The following is a 22188-nucleotide window of genomic DNA, read 5'->3' on the forward strand; positions in this document are numbered from 1 at the left end:
TAAGTTGCCTTGTTCTCTTTTCTTCATCAACAAATCCTGTCGGTTTTAACTTTCCGTAGTATCGCTTAATTTCTTGACAATTTCCCGACAGTCCCACCGTAGGTTCACTGTTCCTTTGCTACCATGTTCAAGTAGATAGTTAAAAGGTTTAAGAAACACTACAACGTCTAACACATGGTTATTATGACTATCTAAGGATGCTGAAGAACTTAGATTGGATTGAGTGTTATGAATAAAACCTCACCTTGGTATGCTTTTAAAGGTGTTTTAAATAAAACAGCAAGTAATTGAATGTAAATATGAATTAACACATAAACATCACTGTTTTTTAAGTATCCTCGGGGTTTGGGGCAGACAGCCCCAATATATTTTTGTGAGTGAAACGATCTCGGTAAGTAGGTTAGTATTCATGGATGTTCAATAATGCGTATTAAACTCGCTCAGCCGATTTAAAAGCTACTGAAGGTAGCTTTTGGTGGATTAATTTATTTGGAACGCTTAGGATGCGATCTAATGAAAAATAGGGGTATTTTATAAATACAAAATCTCTATTGTTTTGTTTTTGTAAAAAATTACTTATTTGTCTGACAAATGTGAGTGTCATAAATGTTATCCACATATTCACATATATGATTAATTAAAGACTAATATAAAAAAGATTAAAAGAAGAAAAGAATAGGGTTTTTTGAATCTTTATATTAATAAATGTAATCATAAAGATATTGGATAATTTTATAAACTAACTGTGAGTCATAATCACCACCTTTCATGAGGTGTGAGTTATAACCACCACATTTTGATACAGAGTGTGAGTCATAACCACCACATGTGTGAGTCATAACCACTACTTTTTAGTTGAGATGTGAGCTATAACCACCATATTGAACAGAAATATGTGTTTTTTTCTCTGCTGAAATCGGTAAGAATCTGTTAGAAATGTCGCTGTGTGAATTCTAACCACCACTTAATGTGACTTATAACCACCACTTTTTAAATAAACTGTGACCTATAGCCACCACAAAGTGTGAGTCATAACCACCACACTATCAGGACTTATTCACAGATATTAGGTTTGGGTCGATGCTATGCTTATCTGAATCACTGTTGCGTTTATTGGCGGCCTTTTGTTCGCTAATAAATTCATTTGATGGATATATTATGTATTTAACATCTGTAATTGCGCGGCTTTCTTTACGTTCGTCTGTTTCATAGTTTGCTATGATATTTTTTTCTTTTAGTTCGTTTAACGCTGAAAGTACTTTCTTTCTGTTATCAATTTCTCTGTTCTGCTGTAATAATCCGGTGCTTTTCAAATCTGAATACATGAAATGATAGTTATTAATAAGATTTGCATGCCGATAACGATTGATTAATTTCTTGTAAATTAGGCGAGTCAGTTGCTCATCACAGCTCATTAGGCGATCATAATTAAACTGTCTGTATTCAAGCTGATTTATTGCATGGCTAATAAACAGAGGTAATCTACCGATGTGTTGTGCATCGGTGTCAGCCAGATACTCTTCACGGCCAACAGTCACCAAGTCTTGTAGAATGGAACCTTTCCAGATTTCCTTTTTCTCTTTAGAGAGTGTGATTACACAAGAACTCATCACTTCTATGGCATGTTTTATTTGATTAATATTTCGGTCGCGACCTCTGGATGCGAGCTCTTTCAAAACCATTCTTAAAGAAAACCGAACCCATGTTTCAACCTTGTTGACATCATGAATACCATGATTTTGTATAGTGAGAATTTTTTTTAAAGCTTCTTCCACAAGTTCTTCAGTTATACCAGGGAAGAACGCTTGATATTTATTATTGCCTTGTTTTATTAAGGCGGGTTGAATACGAACAGTAAAATTACCGCCTTTCTCCGAATAGTTCCATTCATAGGGGTCAGCATGGCCTGTATCTGTTCTTAATTTCTTTACTTGAGCAGGCGTCAGAAAATATTTCGGAATACTTTCCCATATTTCAACGGTATTTGAAACCTCACTTTTGTCATTGGTGACAAACTGCGAGAACAGATCAAGCTGAAGGCTTTTGATGTACTTTTCTGGAGGTTTTTTCACTAGCTTATATCGTATATAAGGAATTGCACATTTATTTATAGATGCATGCGTAATTGTACTATTAATTTTCTGTGTGTTACTCATATCAAAACCTCTGAAATATTTTCCCGGATAAGATAAGTCCTAGAAAACAAGTACCATAACCAGGACAGCAATGAAGAACAGGCCTGTGGCCAATAAATTGATGATGGCTGCTTGCCTGGTATTTCTGACTATCGTTGCTATCTCTTTTATTTTCTCGTTAAAACCCGATTCTATTTTTTGATCGATTGACTCAAAACAGGAATTAATTATTTGTTCGGTTAACAGATTGGTGTTGCGAGAGCTTGCCTGTAGCAGCGAATTGGCTTTATTTTCCGTAGCTTGTGACCATTGATTGATATTTTCTTCCAAGGTCGAGCGAAAATTATTTAAAAGCACCTGGTGCGCTTTAATATTTTCCTCAAGCAAGATTTCATTGAGTGTGTGAATCATTAATATCGGATCATCATCCGTGAGGGCAATGCCGTGTTTGGCAGCGACTCTCTCAATGATCTTATTAAAATGATCCAGATCCGTCGTTGTCATGCTAGAACAGCGGCTACATTCTCAATGTTGGTGAAAAGCTGTTTCCTGATAATATTTAGCCGCTGACGCACCATGATGGGCAGGGATTTGCTCTCCAGAGCTTCACTGAAGGTTAATTTGGATTGTAATATTTCACTTAAATCCTTGCCGAAAGTGTCCGCTTTATAATTAGGGATTCTGATAATGGCTGAAACGCGGCTTTTGTTATCCAGATAAGTTTTCATTTCCTCGAATCTTTTTCCATCCATTTCTATTTCTCCCCAATAAGGGTTCAACCAAACAACAAACAGCGTATCAATTGGAAAGGATTCGATTAAATTCGCAAATCCTGTAAGGGTGTCGAGTAGCGCCTGGCTGCCTGTAATGACTGTATGAATAACCAGTTCATGGCCCATGTCTGGAAGCAGGGCAGGGATCTGGTTGCTGATGAGATAGTGCGACATGGGCACAAAGGTACTGGCACCGTTGTCAATAATGACGTCACTTTCCGATTTGGCGATGAGTTCAATCAAGTCGTCAAATTTTCTCGGATCAATTTCATCGCCGGACATCACATTAATCTTTCGCACGTTTAGCTTTTTGAATCCGTGGAATGTCGCATTCACGGGATCTGTATCAACACAAATCAGTTTTTTACCTTTGGCCAGCTTGTGCTGAGCCAGCGTTGATGCGATGAAAGATTTACCGACACCGCCTTTGCCTTGCAAAATCATATGTATTTTAGCCATCAGATTAACTCCTCTTTATCAATTGACGAACGATAGTTAAAGCCATGGTTATCCGGTTCCCGAGAAATGCCGGCTACCGGCTGCCCGTGCTTCTTCCTTGCAGATAAATCATCCGGTTTAGCAAAAATGTGCCTTTTGACAAGATTCCTGAACCAGAGATAGGAACAACCTATTTTTTTCTCATCTTTTAGAGTCGACCATATTTGTCGCATTGACCAGCCGTCATAAAGTGACTGGCTGATTTCTGTTTTCAGAGCCAGGAAAGCAGGTTCATATAAATTCCTGCGACCTGGATTCTTCTGCTCTCTCATAGAGATTCGTTCGGATAACGATGGGTTCATGGCAAATTCCTGACTGTTATTTGGCGTAAAAATATTCAAATTAATTACAGTATCTATTGGGTATTTATTTACTTCCTGTTTAGTTTAATTTGACTTACAACTATCTGTATTTGGTGCATATAAAGACAAGCTACAGATACTTTTTAGTATTGTTTAAATATTATTATATCCATATATTATACGTTTTCAATGTATTTGTTTAATGATAATATCTCTCGTGTAAACAAACTCTACCGGGCAAGATATGTGAAGTTAGCTAACTTTTAAAAAAGTTAACTCACATCACAAGGGTCTTATTCGCACATGTGCTCAACGAATCTTGCTCTGCGAGGCTATCAACGCCAGAATAATTTTTGAGGTGCGTCATGGTTCAAAAGCGGCTATTACATCTTCGAGTGCCTGTAACGCTGGATGAAGAGCAGGGAATCAGAACAAAAGCACGTGACACGGGTTTGTCAGTGGCCAGATACATGCGTCAGGTGAGTCTGGGATACCTTGTGCCGAGTGCCATCGATAATCAGCAAGTAGAGAAATTATTAAGAATTAACGGCGATTTGGGCAGGGTAGGGGGGTTGTTAAAGATGTGGCTGACCAATGATGTCCGGCTAAAAATAACCAGCAAGGCAGAAATTGAAGCGACTCTGGTTGCCATACGCACAACGCAAAACGCTATGCTGGATGCGATCCTGGAACTCAGAAACAAAAAGACAAATACTTAACGGTTAATTATTGCGATGATCGCTAAAATCATACCCATCAAATCAGTGCGAAGAAGTAACTTCTCTGCGCTGATACAGTACTTAACTGATCCTCAAGACAAGAGTGAGCGCGTCAGTCAGATCAAGGTATCAAACTGTTATTCAGATGATCAGATGGCGGCACTCATTGAGATACAAAATACACAAGAAATGAATAAGCGCGCCAAATCAGATAAAACCTGCCATTTGGTGCTGAGTTTCCCTGAAGGAGAGCGTTTATCCTTTAAGAGTCTCAATGCAATTGAAGAGCGATTCTGTGATGCTTTGGGTTTTACTGGTCATCAACGCATCAGCGTAGTCCACGATGACACCAATAACCTGCACGTGCATATCGCCATCAACAAGATTCACCCAAAAAACCTCACAATCCATAACCCTTACTATGATTACAAAAAAGTAGCGAAGCTTTGTGAGCAAATCGAACAGGAATATGGCTTAACAAAAGTTAACCATGAAACCGTGAGCGATAAAGCTTCCAGAGTAGCGCAGGAAATTGAAACCAGAACAGGTGTGGAGAGTTTGCTTGGCTGGATCAGGCGCGAGGTACTCACTGAAATCAAACACGTGGACAACTGGCAGGATTTACATCGGGTGTTAGCCACGCATGGTCTTACCATTAAAGAGCATGGCAACGGGTTTGTATTGGTTGCCAATAATAATGTGGCCGTTAAAGCCAGTTCGGTTGATCGCTCTCTCTCCAAAGGGAATTTAACTCAAAGACTGGGTGCATTTATACCTAGTGAGCATTCTGATCAACCTTCGCGTTCGGACACCAAACAATACCAGCCGAGACCGCTACAAAACCGAATAGATACTTCAAGGCTCTATGCAAGATACCAGCAAGAACAAGCGGATAGCGTCAGACAGCGCACTACTCAATGGGCCATGCTGCGACACACAAGGGATCAGCTCATTGAACGTGCCAAACGGGAAGCAAAACTCAAGCGCAATCTCATTAAAAGCATCAAAGCTGGGAGATTGGCAAAGAAAGCGCTGCATGCAATCGCCCATCAGCAGTTCAAAACAACTATAGCAGTCATTAAAAGTGATTATCAAGAAGCCTACCAGCACTCTAAAGCCAATCATTCCAGAACGGGGTGGCTGGATTGGTTAGCAAAAGAAGCCAAGCTTGGCAATGCTGAAGCATTGGCTGTTTTGCGATCCAGAAGAGTTGGTCAATTTAAGGGTAACCAGGTATCGGCTAAGCAAAGCAGTGATGGTTTCAGTACTGATGGCTACTTCAAGGATAGTTTTGTTGAATCGATCACTAAAATCGGCACAGTCACTTATCAAGCAGGATCAACCACCATACGCGATGACGGTAAACGGCTCATCGTCCTGCCAGATACATCGCACGAAGCCTTGGCGGATATTTTGCAAGTGGCCATGAAGAAGTACGGCAGCCATCTTGCTATCAGTGGAACTGAATCGTTTCGTCTTCAGATAGCACAGGTTGCGGTACAAAACCAAATGCGCATCACTTTTGATGACAAGCGGCTTGAACAATACCGTCAGCAGTTAATGAAACAGCACAGGGTAAATAGCGCGCAATTGGTAGGTCGGCAACGATCCACTACTTCAACTCCCAGAAGGGGTCTTTAATGAATAAAAACAGTCTATTAAATAAAAACAATAGGAATGTTAAGAAGGATGCGCTCATCGTTCGGCTATTATCCCTTGTGTGTCTGATCGGAGGATTGCAGGTAGCCACCCAGTATTTTGCGTACAAATTCAATTATCAGCCGCAATTAGGCGCACACCTTTTTCACATTTATGAGCCCTGGTCAATTCTGTTATGGGCAGGAAAATGGTATTCCCAGTATTCAGGCATCATCGATCTGGCGGCAGGTTTTGGCATTTTATTTTCAAGCATCGGTTTGATATTGGTGCTGGTCATCAAAATGGTGCTGGCTAATTCATCCAGAACCAATCAGGGGTTACATGGATCAGCCAGATGGGCAGATAAGCAGGACATTGTAGCCGCAGGACTGCTTTCAACAGGCAAGAATAATCATAATGATGCAGTTTATGTCGGCGGCTGGCGGGATAATTCCGGCAAAACCCACTATCTGAAACACAGCGGCCCGGAACATGTGTTGTGCTATGCCCCGACTCGCTCTGGCAAAGGGGTGAGTCTCGTCATACCGACTCTGCTTTCCTGGACTCAGAGTGCAGTCATTACTGATCTCAAAGGTGAGTTATGGGCATTGACCGCCGGTTGGAGAAAGCATCATGCTAAGAACAAGGTGTTGCGCTTTGATCCGGCATCAACCAGTAGCGCGCACTGGAATCCGTTGGATGAAATCCAGATTGGCAGTGGCATGGAAGTCGCCGATGTTCAAAACCTGACCACCTTAATCGTTGATCCGGATGGCAAGGGATTACAAACCCACTGGCAGAAGACCAGCCAGGCACTTCTTGTGGGTGTGATTTTGCATGTATTGTATAAATCGCAGCGAGAAGGAACTCCGGCCAACTTATCGACTGTCGATTCAATGCTATCTGATCCAGATCGCGATATCAAAGAGCTTTGGATGGAAATGGCCATGCAGGATTATCTGGATGGTAAAAGCCATCCCGTGATTGCAGCGAGTGCGCGAGATATGCTCGATCGCCCGGAGGAAGAAGCAGGTTCAGTTTTATCAACCGCTAAATCCTATCTATCCTTGTATCGAGATCCGATCGTGGCCAACAATATCAGCACTTCGGATTTTACAATCCGTGACCTCATGCACCATGAACATCCTGTCAGTTTGTATATTGTTTCACACCCCAATGACAAATCGCGGTTGCGTCCTTTAATCCGCATTCTGATCAATATGATCATCAGAATGCTGGCGGATAGAATAACGTTTAAAGGTGGTCAACCAGCTGCGCATTACAAACACAAGCTGTTATTGATGCTGGACGAATTCCCAAGTCTTGGAAAACTTGAAATCTTCCAGGAATCCCTCGCGTTTATCGCAGGCTACGGCATCAAAGCCTATCTGATCTGCCAGGACTTAAATCAGCTTAAAAGCCGTGAAACCGGCTACGGGCACGATGAAGCGATCACTTCCAATTGTCACATCCAGACCGCATTTGCACCCAACCGGATTGAAACGGCGGAGCATCTATCCAAACTGACCGGACAAACCACAGTTATTAAAGAGCAGATTACTACCAGTGGCCGCCGGTCATCGATGATGCATGGACATGTCACCCGTACCCTACAGGAGACGCAGCGTGCATTATTAACGCCGGATGAGTGTATGCGACTGCCCGGCCCCATGAAAGATGCTGAAGGCAAGATCACCCAACCGGGCGACATGATTATTTATGTAGCCGGTTTCCCCGCGATCTATGGCACGCAGCCTTTGTACTTTCAGGATGAAACCTTTACGGCACGGGCAAAAGTTAACTCCCCGAGCTTCAACGACAAATTAACCGGATTGTGAAAGACCTGGCACGCATGAGAATCAACTTCATGAAAAAACCAATCAAAATCCTGGCTGTTTCTGTTCTGGCAGTGAGCGTTAGCCTATTTGTGCTGAGTATTGGTTTTCAAATCAGCGGGATTTATATCAATACCACGCCAAGTTTGCCGGTGGGTTTCTACAAGGTCGTTGAGGAACCAATTGTCAGCGGCGCGTATGTCGCCTTCTGCCCACCACAGAATGTGGTTTTTGATATGGCCAAGGATCGATCCTACATCAATCCAGGGGATTGTCCGGGCGGTTATGGTTTGTTGCTGAAACGTGTGTTTGCACAATCCGGAGATACGGTTTCCATCGATCAGGCTGGCATCTTTGTGAATGGTGAACATTTACCTAACAGCGCTCAGCTAACGGCCGATGCTGAGGGTCATCCATTACCGCAATACCGGCTGGAAGCTGTGCTGGATGATGCTGAGTATCTACTGCTATCCGATTTAAACCCACAATCCTTTGATGCGCGCTATTTCGGGTTGATTGCGCGTGATCAGGTTCAACAGGTTGTACGTCCGATTTTTACCTGGAGTCATTAATTAAAAGGAGTCAACGCCATGCATAGACCGCAGATTGATGCTGAAACAAACAATCCTGACATACAAGAAGTCATAACGGACAAGCTGCTCGATGCAGAAATACCGGGCTTCCAGGCTGAATTTGATCCGTTAGAGGCGCAAATGTTAGGCGCATTTACGGAAGACGCCTTAAGTGAACAGGATGCGCTGGATAGCACGATTGATCATGTAGCGGAGGTTGAAGATGAAAGAGGCTAAGAAGGCTTTTCATGAACAAATCGCTGAGAATCTGATTGAGCAACTCAAAAAAGGTGTTGCACCCTGGCAAAAGCCGTGGGAACCCGGAGATCTGCTGGCTGCATTACCTGTCAATCCAACAACCGGCAAACGTTACCGGGGGATTAATAGCCTGAACCTGATGAGCCGTGCGTATACGGATCCGCGTTGGCTCACATACAAGCAAGCAACAGCTCTTAACGCACAGGTGCGCAAAGGTGAAAAAAGCACGCTCGTGCAATACTGGAAATTTACCGAGGAGCGTATCAAAGAAGATGATAACGGGAATCCTGTTCTAAATAGCAATGGTCAGCCCATTAAAGAACAGGTCAGGCTTGAGCGCCCCAGGGTGTTCTACGCATCCGTATTTAATGCTGAACAAGTGGATAATCTGCCAGAACTTGACATTAAAGCCCCTGACTGGGATCCACTGGAGCGGGCTGAACAGATATTACAGGCATCCAATGCCGTGATTCGTCATGGTGAGGCAGACAATGCATTTTACCGGCCATCAACAGACAGTATCCACTTGCCCCACAAGCACCAGTTTCCGACACCCGATCGATATTACGCAACAGCCCTGCATGAACTGGGCCACTGGACCGGTCATGAATTGCGCTTAAACCGTGATCTCTCGCATCCATTTGGAAGCGAAGGCTATGCAAAAGAAGAATTGCGCGCCGAAATTGCCAGCATGTTGTTGAGCGGTGAGCTGGGTATCGGTCATGATCCCGGGCAGCATGTGGCTTATGTGAACTCATGGATCAAAGCGCTGCAGGAAGACCCCACAGAAATATTCCGTGCCGCTGCTGATGCTGAAAAAATCCAGGATTATGTACTGGCATTGTCACAACAACAGAAAATGGTACAGGAAGTTGATGCGCAGGAGACAATCAAGATGGATCAAATCAAGCAAAACAACGCCACTTATTTACAGAATCTCTCCCCTGATCTGGCCACCCTCGCGTCCCACAACATAAAACTGTTGAATGATCTAACACTGGACATGCCAATCAAGGATCAAGATGCCATCACGCTGGTAGCCGATGCGCTCAAATTTTTGAGGGGCGGCGGCATTGATAATCTGGAGTTTGAAGCAGTATCTGAAGAAAAACTGGGCTTTAGAATTCCGGCTGACTGGAATGGACAGTTACAGATTCAGGGTAACGTAATTCAAACCGATGAAAATGGCATTGAGTCTATAGTATCCGCTGATTCAATGAATAGAGAGCCGCAATTTTGGGGAGTGACTATGCAGCGCGATGACCAGACTTTCCAATGGGTGAAAGACTGTGAATCCAAACAAGAAGCGCAGGATTTAACTAACCTGCTTGCTCTCATTGATGTCGCTGCAGAAAAGAATGAACATGAAAAGGCCGCTAAGCTTGCCCAGCTCCATGAAAATCGCATCCCAAATGACACGCTAAGTGCGGAAGAAGCGGTATCAGGAGCCTTGGCTCAGCGAGATGCCCAAATTCATCAGAATCAACAAGCCCAACAAATCAATAGGCGAGCGAGTCAACAAAACGGTGACAATTCTCGTAAATACTTATTTGTTCCTTACACAGAGAAAGATTTGGCAAAAGCCGCGGGGGCTCGTTGGGACAAAAAGGTTAGATCCTGGTATGTAGGGCCAAAAGCAGATATTCAGACATTGCAGCGTTGGTTACCTGAGAATGTTTCCAGACAGCAGGAACCCGCTATCGATCCGCACCTAGAATTTGCTGACTTGCTGCGCGCTCAAGGTTGTCTGGTTGATGGCAATCATCCGGTGATGGATGGCAACAAAAACAGAATTAAAGTTGAAAGCGACAAGCCCGGTGAGAAATCAGGTTTTTATGTAGCGCATCTGGATGGCCATCCTGCTGGGTATTTCAAGAATAATCGAACCGGAATAGAGATTCGCTGGAAGGCCAAGGGGTATTCGTTAACGGATGCACAAAAGGCTGAATTGATCGCCCAGGCCGCTATCAAGCAGCAAAACAGGAAAGCCGAACAACAGGCGCTGCAAATTAAAGTTGCTGATGCGCTTCAAGAATTGCTGGCAATCGCACCTGCTGCCGGTTCAGATCATCCTTACTTACTGGATAAGCATGCAAGACCGGGAGATTTGAGAATTGTGCCGCAGAATACGGATGATTTACCCAATGATTCAATCATCAAAATCAGTCAAAACTGGCAGGAAGTCAAACTACTTCGTGAAGAAAATCCAGACAGTATTGTGCTGACAGCCGGTGATTTATTGCTGAGCGCACAAGATATTCAAGGACAGATCTGGAGTGTGCAAACGATACAGCCGAGTGGTGCAAAGCTTTTTGCAGCGGGTAGCAGAAAGGAGAATAACTTTCATATCGTGGGAAATAACGGTCAGGGACTGGAAGCAGCCATCAATACAACACCTGCTATCGTGATAGCTGAAGGGTATGCCACCGCAGACACGCTATCCCAGGCGCTGGATTATCCTGTCATCGCCGCATTTGATTCGGGCAATTTGTCCAAAGTCGCGCAGGATTTGCATGAAAAGTATCCGCATAAACCCATCATTATTGCCGGAGATGATGATCATCACCTGGAATCCACCATTGGCAAAAACCCCGGCAAGGAAAAAGCATTGGAAGCAGCGGCATTGGTGAATGGTATGGCGGTATTTCCGGTTTTTGCACCTAATGAGCAGGTATCAAAGAGATTAAATGATTTTAATGATCTGGCCAATAAAAGCTCACTTGGTATTGATGCGGTTAAACGTCAGGTCGGATCGGTTGTTGAAAAAGTATCTCAGCAGGCTAAACTGACCTGTTTAGCGAAGTTACAAACCCGTGTTGAACCTAAGCAGCAGGAAATCAAGCAAAAACGGGCATTAGTCAGGTAATTTAAATCCGCTACTATTTCTTTAGGTGACATCCTCATTGAATATACGAAGGCATTCAAAATGATTTGTGTTATAGGTTTCGGCTTGCTAGATATATCACTTAGTGCTATATTATATTTAAGGCAGATACAGGATGATAATTTACAAGACACGATGGTTTGATCGTTGGGCAAACAAACAAGGATGACCTCGCCTAGTCTGTGCGCCGCTGTGCGTGAGATGACTGAGGGACTGTATGATGCCGACCTCGGCAATGGGCTGCTGAAAAAACGAATTGCGCGATTAGGACAAGGAAAGAGAAGCGGCTTTCGCACATTGGTCGTCACCAACAAAGGAAACCGTTGGATATTCTTATTTGGCTTCCCAAAGAACGAACGTAGCAACATCGACAAAGATGAAGAGATAGCGCTAAAGCTGTTGGCTGCTCACCTGCTGTCACTAACCGCGCAGGCGCTCGATAAAGCACAATATGCGGGAGAATTAATGGAGGTTAATTGCGATGCGCAAGACTAAATCAACCATTCTTGAGGCTGTACATGATACGGCCAAGGGTTTACACAAGGCTGGCGTGTTGGATCAGGTTACGCTACGCGAATTCGATCGATTGTGCTTGCCGCCTATTGAACCCTTGGGACCGGAGCAGATAAAACAAATTCGCGAAGCTACACGTGTCAGTCAGGCGGTGTTTGCTGCCATACTAAATACAAGTGTTTCGACAGTACAAAAATGGGAGATCGGACAGAAACGGCCAACAGGTACCGCTCTTAAGTTACTACATCTTGTGCAAAAGCGCGGTCTGGAAGCTGTCGTCTGAATGTATTAATTCCTTCTCTTGCAGCAATCTATGTACTTACGCAGCAGGGGCGCCATGTACGGTGGTATTGAATACCAGGATCAAAAGATTTATTTCCCGCAACCGGACGCACGCTTGCCTGTGCGGCTACGAGATAGCAATGTTACCTGGATAACGTGGGGCAGACGCAAGGATGAAGCCATCGGTAAATTTCCGAATGGCGGCTGGGCACGACTGAATTCTATCAAAAGCGACAAATGGAAGCCCTGGCACCCAAGACCGGTTTTAATTGCTGCTGAACAGTTCATGGAAAAAGACCATGACAATCAATCCCACTGGATAGAATTGGATAAGCGAATGATGATTCAAGGATTATTGGCAGAAAGAGACAAAGAAACTCGGGTTTATGTGGTGACTATCGACGCACCACCTGAATATGGGGTAGTGTGCACATAGCTGCAAAAACCACCACATAAAATGAGTTATCACGATAAAATTGCCAATAGCAAGCATGTCTTCTCATCTATTCCGCGTGTTGCGAGGAGAATTTTTGAAATGGCATTGGAGCAAAGACGAACTGGAAACTCGGTGGTCACTATCTGTCGGGAAATTGGTGTTATTGCTAGGCCGCATTGGTCGCGACCGACTTGGATGTGAAATTCTGCTCAAATTTTTTCAATTTCAAGACTTTTTCTCAAACGATCAAAAAAGCATACCTCATGAAATCGTTGTCTACGTTGCAAGTGTAACGAATTCAGCCCCAGAAGATCTGGATGCGTACGAATGGGATGGATGCACGGGTCAACGCCATCGTAAGAAAAATTTAAGTTTTTTGGGCTACGCCGCTCAACGAGCGAGTATTTAAAATGTTTACGCACATGGCTGACTGTCCACTACGTTTTGCCTATAGTAATAAAGCATCGAGGCTCCTCTTCAACGGTTGTAATTTCTGTTAATCTTGAGCGATCATAAAATAATTTTATTACATTAATACTTTATGCGTTTGCTTCGTTTTTCGGGATTTTATTACTTTCATTTTGCTTTTATTGGAGCCTTTGCACCTTATTGGAGTTTTTATCTGCAAACGCTTGTATTTAATGTGTTAGAAATAGGTGTATTGATATCCTTACAGATAAGTGTGTTAATGTCATTGTTAATGATTACGCGTATTTTAATTGATAATACAAATAAACGTGGATCTGAATTTACGACTCCTTATACACTATATATGCCAGAGAAAAAACCGCCAGAAAAGTACATTAAAAGCCTTCAACTTGATCTGTTCTCACAGTTTGTCACCAATGACAAAAGTGAGGTTTCAAATACCGTTGAAATATGGGAAAGCATTCCGAAATATTTTTTGACACCTGCACAAGTAAAAAAATTAAGAACAGATACAGGCCATGCTGATCCCTATGAATGGAACTATACGGAGAAAGGCAGTTATTTTACTGTTCGCATTCAACCGGCCTTGATAAAACAAGGGAATAATAAATATCAAGCTTTCTTCCCTGGTATAACTGAAGAACTTGTGGAAGAAGCTTTAAAAAAAATTCTCACTATACAAAATCATGGCATTCATGATGTCAATAAGGTTGAAACATGGGTTCGGTTTTCTTTAAGAATGGTTTTGAAAGAGCTCGCATCCAGAGGTCGCGATCGAAATATTAACCAAATAAAACATGCTATAGAGGTGATGAGTTCTTGCGTAATCTCGCTCTCTAAAGAGAAAAAGGAAATCTGGAAAGGTTCCATTCTACAAGACTTGGTGACCGTTGGCCGTGAAGAGTATCTTGCCGATACTGACGCACAACACATCGGTAGATTACCTCTGTTTATTAGCCATGCAATAAATCGCCTTGAATACAGACAATTTAACTATGATCGTCTGATGAGCTGCGATGAACAACTCTCTCGCTTTATTTATAAGAAATTAATCAATCGTTACCGGCACGCCAATCTTATCAATAACTATCATTTCATGTTTTCAGATTTGAAAAGCACCGGATTATTGCAGCAAAGCAGAGAAATTGATAACAGAAGAAAAGTGCTTTCAGCATTAGACGAATTAAAAGAAAAAAATATCATAGCGAGCTATGAAACAGACGAACGTAAAGAAAGCCGTGCAATAACTGATGTGAAATATACAATTTTTCCTTCTAATCAATTTATAAGCGAACAAAAAGCCGCCAATAAACGTGTCAATGACACAGAAAAACAAATAAATGATATATCCCCACCGATTTTAATTTCTAATTAAATTAGAGTCTTAGAAAATTAAAGCGGTTTTAGACGTAACAATTTAAGGGTTTTCTGATAGAGATTATCACCGCGATGATTAAAACGAAATTCAGTTTCTTTCAGGTGCAGATAAAAGGTGTGATCAGGCTTGAAGGACAGGGAGGGATGCCGATGACTGCAAACGATGATATACCTACCCCCCATGAGTCGGGGTTTTTACATATTTACTCTGCATTTTGTTAGTAGAATAAATGATAAGCTTTCATACACTCAACAAATATTAATAATGACAAGCTTGCTTCCAAAAAATACTGTTCACGCAACATAATAATCGGGAAAATTCATAGGGTGCAAAGATTTAAAGAATTCTTGGAAAATAGGCAAATCAGCATTTATTTTAGTACCGTAGCTATCGCAGCGGTTATAGGTATGTTTGTACCTCAAACAACTATACTTGAAGTAGGGATAAATCCAGCTTTAGCATTAATGCTCTTCGTAACATTTCTACAAGTACCTCTTACAAATCTTAGACAAGCATTTACTCGTATTCGGTTTTTTACTGCATTGCTTCTCACGAATTTTGTCATAATTCCTTTATTTGTTGCCGTACTGGTACAGTTTTTAATACCAAATCCGCTGATTTTATTTGGGGTGTTATTAGTTCTACTCACTCCTTGTATAGACTATGTTGTTACATTTTCACATCTTGGCCGTGCTGATGCCAGACTGCTCCTTGCCTCAACGCCAATACTCTTAATTGTTCAAATGTTGTTATTACCCGTATATATGGGGTTTTTTCTAGGGGATAACGCAACTGAACTTATCCATTTCACTCCATTCGTTCATGCGTTCATTTTTCTGATTGCGATCCCCTTAATACTTGCCAGTATTGTTCAAATTTGGGCAGCTCAGACTAACACTGGGGTTTGGGTATTATCTAGATTAGGATTATTACCAGTACCTGCCACAGCACTCGTTCTGTTTGTAGTTATTGCGGCTGTTGTTCCGCAATTGGAAGAGGCGATGGAGGCAGTATGGATAACAGTTCCGATATATATTACTTTTGCGGCTGTTTCTCCATTAATAGGGTGGCTGATAAGTCGATTTTTCCACCTTGATGCACCAGCTGGTCGTGCTATAGCTTTCAGCTCAGGTACACGAAACTCGCTAGTAGTGTTACCTCTGGCACTTGCAGTACCAGGAGCAATACCTGTGTTACCAGCGATCATCGTTACACAAACTCTTGTCGAGCTCGTGAGCCAACTCATCTATGTGCGATTAATTCCAAAACTTATAAATCATGAACTAACTGAAGTATCCTAAATGAAAAGTGTGTTTTGGGCTCAAAAAACATTTTTTCCCTGATATTTCATCAGATGAATCACTGCATGCCTAGTCAGCATGGCAATATAAGTCATTATGCTCTTCTGTATGTTACCGAGGATTGGTACAGGTGGAAACCAGAGAATGTAATCGCGCCATATATAAAAACGCAATTATTAAGGAAATTGTTATAACTGGGTTAAAGGAAAGAAATAAACCCAGCTATAACTCAAAGAAATGTGAAACGGTATAAGCCCGATAAATTATCGTTCAAGTGCGTATTAATTATATACATAATTTGTTAAAAATAACAATGTTTATCGTGCCTTTTTTCTTTTCAATAACTTATTTGATAGAAAGGCAAGTAACAAAAAGGTTAGTAAGTAAGGTACTGCTGTACTAAAGGCAGCTACATAATTGACCTTTTGGATTTTAAGAGGAAATTCATAGAGTAAAGGAGGAACTCCCTCACCGGTAATGAACATGGTATAGTTTCCTTCATCTAAGTTAAATTCGCCTTTAATCACCCCATCCGAATGATTTCTTGAATAAAAGGAAGATATCGTCTTGCTGTTATTTTTCTCGCTTCCTCTTACTAACTGTATTGCAATAGGCATATCGCGTAGCGCCTGATCTACTAGATCCAAAACCCATAGAATTTCGCCTTCTTTAGGAATCTCTGTGCAGTATTCAGCCTCCGGGTCGTGTTGTGGCTGGTAAGTGCTTAAATGTACCATGCTCCCCGCGATGTTTTTTACACATATATCTGATTCTAATGTTACTTTTCCATGTGCAAAAACAGAACTTACTGGAAATACTGTAGAAAAGGTAAGTATCAAGACGAATATAAACATTCTCTGTTTAGTCATTTCCTTCTCCCAGATTTTCTTTAATTTTTAATTCTAATCCTTTTTTAATTCCCGCCTTTTATTATTCATAAGAGGCGGGAATATTAAATAAATCTCAAATTAAGGAACAATCCGGTTATTGAGAATGTCTTTGCTTTGGTTGTTCCAGATTACGTCCGTCAGGTTTGAGTAACGGGTGATGATTTGCGCTGCAATACCACCTGAAAATAAACCTGCCCAACCCAGAATCACAAAGCCCCAGTGCAATGGCGCACTAAACAGTTCTTCCATGAACCAGAATGCATGGCCCCATTCGTTCAATCCTACGTTTGGCAGAATCATCAACGGGCCTGCAATCGCCATCACCAACGGAAATGATGTGCCGCGGCTATATAATGGCAGACGGGTCATCGCGTACAGGTATGAAGCTACGCCACATACAATGTACATCGGGAATGAACCATAAAACACCACTACGTGACTTGGTGTGAAGCTGGTGTCACGAATAATCACTTGGTGCCACGATGCATCTTGTTCGGTGAAGAAGCTGCCGCCCCAGTAAACGCCAAACAGATACACACCCAGCCACATCAGCCAGTAAAAATAACGTTTGATCTCTAACTTGGGATCCAGGTTGTCCAATTGCTCTTTCGTGTCACGGGTTTTTAATATCCAGCCCCAGGTAACCAGCGCAAACAGCGGCATCAGCGTCATGTGCACACGCCACAGCCCCATCCACACTTTGTCAAATTCCGGTTCCATCGAGTCCATGCCGTGTGAATATGCAAATGTCCTTTGATACCAGATCCAAAATATCGCTACAGAAAGCATCGTAAAAAGACCAATTTTGTAGTACTTTGAATCGTACCAAAGTGACATATCATAATCACCACTTTTACTGGTAACGTTACTACTTGTGTTATAGGCTGTTGCCATTTTAATACCTCCTAATCATTTAATTTTTAAAAAAAATCTTAAAAAGAATGATCTTATCTATTAGAAAATTAAATAGATGAAATCTAATTCCTTATAATTAAAAGTAGACTTTGTTTTTTCATGATAGTTCCCATAAAGCCTGCATTGGTATTATATATTCACTGGATTGAATTTAAAAGAAGGGTCTTAGGAAGTTAAAGCGGGTTTAAACGTAATAATTTGAGAATTTTATGATAGAGATTATCACGACGATGATTAAAACGAAATTCGGTTTCTTTCAGGTGCAGATAAAAGGTGCGCTCAGGCACGTTATTGAATTTTGCCAAACGGCGCTTGGCAAAACTTCAGAAAGATTCGATACCGTTAATATGCCGCTCACCACTGGCAAATTCATTGTTACCATGATGTACCCTGAAGTGCTTATCAAAGCCAATATCGACCAATCCGTCATAGCCCGCGCCATCCATCAGAATGGATCACGGTATCTGGTGCTACATGACCACGGATAATGGCTTGCAATGTCGCTTTAGAACAATCTGGCAAAAGCGCGATACCTTTGCCGATTTCTCCTATTGTAATAACGCAGATAAACAGATGTTCATCTGGAACATCATTAACAGCTTCATAAACCGTAACCAGTGGATCTGGTTTATAGAGTTCGGATAACACGCATGTATCCAATAATACCCTCATAGATCAACTAGCCGCATTGAACTTTTATCACGCATATCATTTAGATGGTCGATCTCGTATGGTGGAGAGAGAATATATTGCTTAAATTAAAAGTTTTCTTTTGACCAATCAGCGGTTCATATTCGTTTTTGGAAATGATTACAACATCACCATCCCGCCGGTGAACAACTTGAATTTTTCCAATCAGTGCATTATTGAACAATTCACTAAATTTATTTTTTGCATCTGCAATACGCCATTCATCCATAATTTTCCTATCTAGGCTAGATTGTCTAGACTTATGAAAAAAATCCTTCAATTAAAAAATCAGAAACACAACTTAAGTCCCATCTTTACTATTGATAAAATATGTTATCAATAGTAAAGTAATTCTATAATTCAAGAAGGTTGAAATATTTTTTTGCTTTATTAAATTCCATTGAGTAGGATAATATCCTACTTACTGAAAGGTATTAGAAACATACACAGGAAATAAAAAATGAAGCGCACCGATAAAGCAGAAAAAATCAGCATTACCCTTCCGCCTGACATGCTGAAAATTATTAGAGAAAAAGTGAAGGACGGTGCCTACGCTTCCACAAGTGAGGTTATTCGTGAAGCGATGCGTTTATGGCAAAGACAGGAAGAAGAACATCAAGCGAGAATTGCTTCCATTCGAGCGCGTCTGGAACAATCCGCACACAGTGGCGAACCTGTTTTGCTGGATGCGGCATTTGAAAAGCTCGAGCAGCTTCATCAACAACGCATAAGCGCACCAGGCCATGAAAAGCTATGAGGTGTATCTAACACCCGATGCTATCAAAGACCTGACTGATATTTATGAATATATAACTAAGAAGAGCGGATTTCCTGAAGTCGCGTGGGCATATATAGAGAAATTACGCCTAAAGTGCCATGACCTTAAAACAATACCTTTGATTGGACAACAGCGCGATGATTTGCGTAAGAATCTCAGAATCGTTGCCATTGATAAAAACGCGATCGCGGCTTTTGAGGTTATTGAAGACAAACAAATCGTCACTATTCTTAATATTTTTTATGGCGGCAGAGATTATGAAGCGATTATGGGTAGTGAAACATCGCATAAAAATGATGAGCTAGATAAATAATATGACAAATCTTATTACCACAAACAATCGCGCACTCACTGCGAAAGAATTTCAGGGCCTTGCTGATGTTCCACCTGAAGTGGAATGGTTTGCAAATTTAGGAAACAAAGCCACTCGTCGCGCTTATGAAAATGCCTTAAAGGATTTTATGAATTTCACGGGCATTCAGAATCCGGGAGAGTTCAGGATTGTGACCCGCGCTCATATTATTGCCTGGCGTGATGATTTGTTGAGTCGTTCATTAAGCAGTATGAGCATCCGACACCGTTTATCTGCACTGTCGTCTTTATTTGAATATCTATGCGACAAAAACACAGTTACGCATAATCCAGTCAAGGGTGTAAAACGTCCTGCAGTTGAGAGTTATGAAGGTAAAACTCCGGCAATCGGAGATCATCAGGCGCGCGGATTGCTCGATGCACCGGATACCAGCTCACTTAAGGGCAAGCGTGATCGTGCGATACTGGCCACTCTACTCTATCACGCATTGCGGCGTGATGAGTTGTGCCGATTGAAGGTTAAAGATTTTAAGCAGGAGCGGCGCGGTGTGCCCCATATAAAAATATCCGGCAAAGGAGGCAAGACACGTTATGTACCGTTGCACCCTGCGGCCAGTGGCTTAATCCATGATTATCTCGATGCTGCTGGACATGGTCTCGAAGATACTGGTGCATTATTCCGTTCAGCCAGTAATAACCGGATTAAGGGATCACAAAAACCGATTACCCCAGACGGTATTTATAAATTGGTACAGAAATACTCTAAAATGCTAGGTTTCAAAATCGGCGCGCATTCCTTACGCGCAACAGCAGCCACCAATGCGCTGGATCATCAAGCAGATATTGCCAAAGTACAAGAATGGCTGGGACATGCCAATATTGCTACTACAAGGATTTATGATCATCGCAGAACCCGGCCAGAAGATAGTCCAACGTTTAAGGTTGTATATTAAGTTTATTCCGGACTCTCTCAAAATTTCTTTGCGACAATTGTGTATAACTTTTCCTAGAAATTTTTCTAATATGGGTGTCAATCATCGTTGAGAACTTGCTAAGTAACGTCACAATCTTCCACCGGCAACAATCCCTATCACATTGTGATAAGGCATGATCTATTTTACATCGGGTAACATTGATTGCTGAAAGTGGCAAATTTTGGATGCTGTTTTACAGCGGTGAAGAATTCAACGAAGCGTTTCCGCATCAAGGGTAAGTGTGCGAGAGAACTACCAGAGAGGAGTGAAGGGGACCGATCCCTAACGCGATTTTTCTTTATCCTGATTTCTTCATTTTTGTTGAACAAAATCAGCTGTTGCATTATTTTGAATTCATTTGATGCTAAGCCATGTAGCGAGGGTTGCAAGCGTTAAAATCAATACTGGCACAGTCAGCACGATTCCCACTGTAAAGTAATATCTCCAAGTGATGACCATATTTTTCCGCGCGAGCACATGCAGCCATAGTAAAGTTGCTAAGCTGCCAATTGGAGTAATCTTTGGCCCCAGATCGCAGCCAATAACATTGGCATAAATCATAGCTTCCTTTATCGCACCTGTTGCGCTGGTCGCATCGACCGACAACGCGCCAATCAATACCGTAGGCATATTGTTCATGATGGATGAAAGAAAAGCAGCCAAAAAACCAGTGCCGAGCGTTGCACCCCACAAGCCATAACTAGCGAAATTATCGAGAAGGCTTGAAAGGTATTCGGTCAATCCTTCATTACGCAAGCCGTACACGACTAAATACATTCCCAGGGAAAAAATGACGATCTGCCAGGGTGCTTCACGTACTACCTTACGTGTACTGATGATATGGCCATGCGCTGCCACCGCGAGCAATATTAGTGAACCGATAACAGCCACAATGCTAATTGGAACTCCATAGGGTTCAAGACCAAAAAAGGCAATAAGTAACAAAACGAGAACCACCCAACCGGCGCGAAATGTTGCCGAATCTCGGATTGCTTCATTGGGTGCCTTGAGTTTGCTTACGTCATAGTGTGCCGGAATACTGCGGCGAAAGCAGAGGTAAAGCACGCCCAAACTGCCCAATACTGAAACAATATTGACAGGAATCATCACAGCAGCATACTCGGCAAAGCCGATCTTAAAAAAATCTGCCGAAACAATGTTAACTAGATTAGATACCATAAATGGCAAACTGGCCGTATCGGCGATAAAACCCGCTGCCATTACGAAGGCAAGTGTAGCAACCGGGTTAAATCCGAGCGCCAGCAACATCGCCATCACGATTGGAGTTAAAATCAAAGCTGCACCATCATTAGCGAACAAGGCTGAGACAGCCGCGCCCAATAACACAATAAACGCAAATAATAAATGCCCATTGCCGCGTCCCCAACGACCTACATGCAGCGCAGCCCATTCAAAAAATCCTGCTTCGTCGAGTAGTAGACTGATAATAATGATCGCAATAAACGCAGCCGTCGCATTCCAGACAATATTCCAAACGGTAAGAATATCGTTAAGATGTACCACACCGAGAATCAATGCTGCAGAAGCACCCATCATAGCGCTCCAACCAATACCCAGCCCGCGCGGCTGCCAAATGACTAATACAAGTGTAAATACGAAAATTAGTATGGCAATCAGCATACAAGGTCGCTCCCATTGATACAGTGTTTTTGAAT

Annotated in this window: 23 protein-coding genes and 2 pseudogenes; 15 read left to right on the forward strand and 10 right to left on the reverse strand. The window is 42.1% G+C overall.

All coding sequences use genetic code 11. From position 1 onward, the window contains the following. Positions 1-1046: 1046 nt before the first annotated feature. From C8R34_RS13075 to C8R34_RS13090, 4 genes are all read right to left on the reverse strand, one after another. The gene (locus C8R34_RS13075; RefSeq protein ID WP_258364502.1) at positions 1047-2072 is read right to left on the reverse strand and encodes a hypothetical protein; all 1026 of its coding nucleotides are present in this window, start codon (positions 2070-2072) and stop codon (positions 1047-1049) included. A 123-nt stretch (positions 2073-2195) separates the two neighbouring features. Further along, a complete protein-coding gene (locus C8R34_RS13080; protein ID WP_103966875.1) occupies positions 2196-2639 on the reverse strand; it encodes a conjugal transfer protein TraM in 444 nt (147 codons plus the stop codon). Next, on the reverse strand, positions 2636-3367 hold the full coding sequence (locus C8R34_RS13085) for an AAA family ATPase (protein WP_103966874.1): 732 nt from the start codon (positions 3365-3367) through the stop codon (positions 2636-2638). Before C8R34_RS13085 ends, C8R34_RS13080 begins: the two co-directional genes overlap by 4 nt. Beyond that, entirely contained in the window at positions 3367-3708 is a 342-nt protein-coding gene (locus tag C8R34_RS13090) for a TraK family protein (protein ID WP_110341325.1), read from the reverse strand. The genes C8R34_RS13085 and C8R34_RS13090 overlap by 1 nt, the downstream gene beginning before the upstream one ends. A 365-nt stretch (positions 3709-4073) precedes the next feature. Between C8R34_RS13090 and C8R34_RS13095 the strand changes: the two genes are divergently transcribed. The 11 genes from C8R34_RS13095 to C8R34_RS13150 all read left to right on the forward strand — a co-directional run bounded on the left by C8R34_RS13095 (position 4074) and on the right by C8R34_RS13150 (position 14649). Next, positions 4074-4427: a conjugal transfer protein TraJ gene (locus tag C8R34_RS13095; protein ID WP_110341328.1), complete on the forward strand. Its 354-nt coding sequence runs from the start codon at positions 4074-4076 to the stop codon at positions 4425-4427. Positions 4428-4442: 15 nt separating this feature from the next. Then, complete coding sequence (gene traI / locus C8R34_RS13100) at positions 4443-6068, forward strand: TraI/MobA(P) family conjugative relaxase (RefSeq protein ID WP_110341330.1); 1626 nt, start codon at positions 4443-4445, stop codon at positions 6066-6068. After that, the gene (locus C8R34_RS13105) at positions 6068-7903 is read left to right on the forward strand and encodes a type IV secretory system conjugative DNA transfer family protein (protein ID WP_110341332.1); all 1836 of its coding nucleotides are present in this window, start codon (positions 6068-6070) and stop codon (positions 7901-7903) included. Before traI ends, C8R34_RS13105 begins: the two co-directional genes overlap by 1 nt. A gap of 29 nt (positions 7904-7932) precedes the next feature. Continuing rightward, positions 7933-8472, forward strand: coding sequence for a conjugative transfer signal peptidase TraF (gene traF, locus C8R34_RS13110; RefSeq protein WP_110341334.1), 540 nt, complete (start codon positions 7933-7935; stop codon positions 8470-8472). Positions 8473-8490: 18 nt separating this feature from the next. Further along, on the forward strand, positions 8491-8709 hold the full coding sequence (locus tag C8R34_RS13115) for a conjugal transfer protein TraD (RefSeq protein WP_110341336.1): 219 nt from the start codon (positions 8491-8493) through the stop codon (positions 8707-8709). After that, positions 8696-11596, forward strand: a complete 2901-nt coding sequence (locus tag C8R34_RS13120; RefSeq protein WP_110341338.1) for a zincin-like metallopeptidase domain-containing protein — start codon at positions 8696-8698, stop codon at positions 11594-11596. Before C8R34_RS13115 ends, C8R34_RS13120 begins: the two co-directional genes overlap by 14 nt. Before the next feature lie 183 nt (positions 11597-11779). Next, positions 11780-12109, forward strand: a complete 330-nt coding sequence (locus tag C8R34_RS13125) for a type II toxin-antitoxin system RelE/ParE family toxin (protein WP_207896478.1) — start codon at positions 11780-11782, stop codon at positions 12107-12109. Then, complete coding sequence (locus tag C8R34_RS13130; RefSeq protein WP_090541825.1) at positions 12096-12410, forward strand: DNA-binding transcriptional regulator; 315 nt, start codon at positions 12096-12098, stop codon at positions 12408-12410. Before C8R34_RS13125 ends, C8R34_RS13130 begins: the two co-directional genes overlap by 14 nt. Before the next feature lie 30 nt (positions 12411-12440). Continuing rightward, complete coding sequence (locus C8R34_RS13135; RefSeq protein WP_258364503.1) at positions 12441-12845, forward strand: hypothetical protein; 405 nt, start codon at positions 12441-12443, stop codon at positions 12843-12845. A gap of 94 nt (positions 12846-12939) precedes the next feature. After that, positions 12940-13254: a DUF4158 domain-containing protein gene (locus C8R34_RS13140; protein ID WP_165872575.1), complete on the forward strand. Its 315-nt coding sequence runs from the start codon at positions 12940-12942 to the stop codon at positions 13252-13254. Between the two features lie 132 nt (positions 13255-13386). Then, a complete protein-coding gene (locus tag C8R34_RS13150) occupies positions 13387-14649 on the forward strand; it encodes an MFS transporter (protein WP_258195775.1) in 1263 nt (420 codons plus the stop codon). Between the two features lie 17 nt (positions 14650-14666). Here the strand turns inward: C8R34_RS13150 and C8R34_RS13155 are convergent. Then, a pseudogene (locus C8R34_RS13155) lies at positions 14667-14771 on the reverse strand (IS1595 family transposase); the annotation flags it as partial. 207 nt (positions 14772-14978) lie between these two features. Here C8R34_RS13155 and C8R34_RS13160 point away from each other — a divergent pair. Then, on the forward strand, positions 14979-15953 hold the full coding sequence (locus C8R34_RS13160) for an arsenic resistance protein (RefSeq protein WP_107787639.1): 975 nt from the start codon (positions 14979-14981) through the stop codon (positions 15951-15953). A gap of 317 nt (positions 15954-16270) precedes the next feature. Here the strand turns inward: C8R34_RS13160 and C8R34_RS13165 are convergent, their stop codons facing one another. The 4 genes and pseudogenes from C8R34_RS13165 to C8R34_RS13180 form a co-directional block, all read right to left on the reverse strand. Further along, positions 16271-16822 (reverse strand): hypothetical protein, encoded by a 552-nt coding sequence (locus C8R34_RS13165; protein WP_110341340.1) that lies wholly within the window; start codon positions 16820-16822, stop codon positions 16271-16273. 99 nt (positions 16823-16921) lie between these two features. Then, positions 16922-17737, reverse strand: a complete 816-nt coding sequence (locus C8R34_RS13170; protein ID WP_107787636.1) for a methane monooxygenase/ammonia monooxygenase subunit C — start codon at positions 17735-17737, stop codon at positions 16922-16924. Positions 17738-17931: 194 nt separating this feature from the next. Continuing rightward, positions 17932-18283: pseudogene (locus C8R34_RS13175) on the reverse strand (IS1595 family transposase); the annotation flags it as partial. A gap of 187 nt (positions 18284-18470) precedes the next feature. Beyond that, positions 18471-18677: a type II toxin-antitoxin system Phd/YefM family antitoxin gene (locus C8R34_RS13180; protein ID WP_107787634.1), complete on the reverse strand. Its 207-nt coding sequence runs from the start codon at positions 18675-18677 to the stop codon at positions 18471-18473. A 231-nt stretch (positions 18678-18908) separates the two neighbouring features. On the opposite strand from C8R34_RS13180, the gene C8R34_RS13185 reads away from it, so the two are divergent. From C8R34_RS13185 to C8R34_RS13195, 3 genes are read left to right on the forward strand one after another with little or no spacing between them, the layout of a single operon-like run. Further along, positions 18909-19205, forward strand: a complete 297-nt coding sequence (locus C8R34_RS13185) for a type II toxin-antitoxin system ParD family antitoxin (RefSeq protein WP_110341342.1) — start codon at positions 18909-18911, stop codon at positions 19203-19205. Then, a complete protein-coding gene (locus C8R34_RS13190; protein WP_110341344.1) occupies positions 19192-19539 on the forward strand; it encodes a type II toxin-antitoxin system RelE/ParE family toxin in 348 nt (115 codons plus the stop codon). Before C8R34_RS13185 ends, C8R34_RS13190 begins: the two co-directional genes overlap by 14 nt. Position 19540: 1 nt before the next feature. Continuing rightward, positions 19541-20491 carry a tyrosine-type recombinase/integrase gene (locus tag C8R34_RS13195; protein WP_110341345.1) on the forward strand — a complete coding sequence of 317 codons (951 nt, stop codon included), beginning with the start codon at positions 19541-19543 and terminating at the stop codon, positions 20489-20491. A gap of 375 nt (positions 20492-20866) precedes the next feature. Here C8R34_RS13195 and C8R34_RS13200 read toward each other — a convergent pair whose 3' ends face one another. Then, entirely contained in the window at positions 20867-22153 is a 1287-nt protein-coding gene (locus C8R34_RS13200) for an arsenic transporter (RefSeq protein ID WP_110341347.1), read from the reverse strand. Between the last annotated feature and the right edge of the window lie 35 nt (positions 22154-22188).

The sequence above is a fragment of the Nitrosomonas sp. Nm84 genome (assembly GCF_003201565.1).
GTDB lineage: Bacteria > Pseudomonadota > Gammaproteobacteria > Burkholderiales > Nitrosomonadaceae > Nitrosomonas.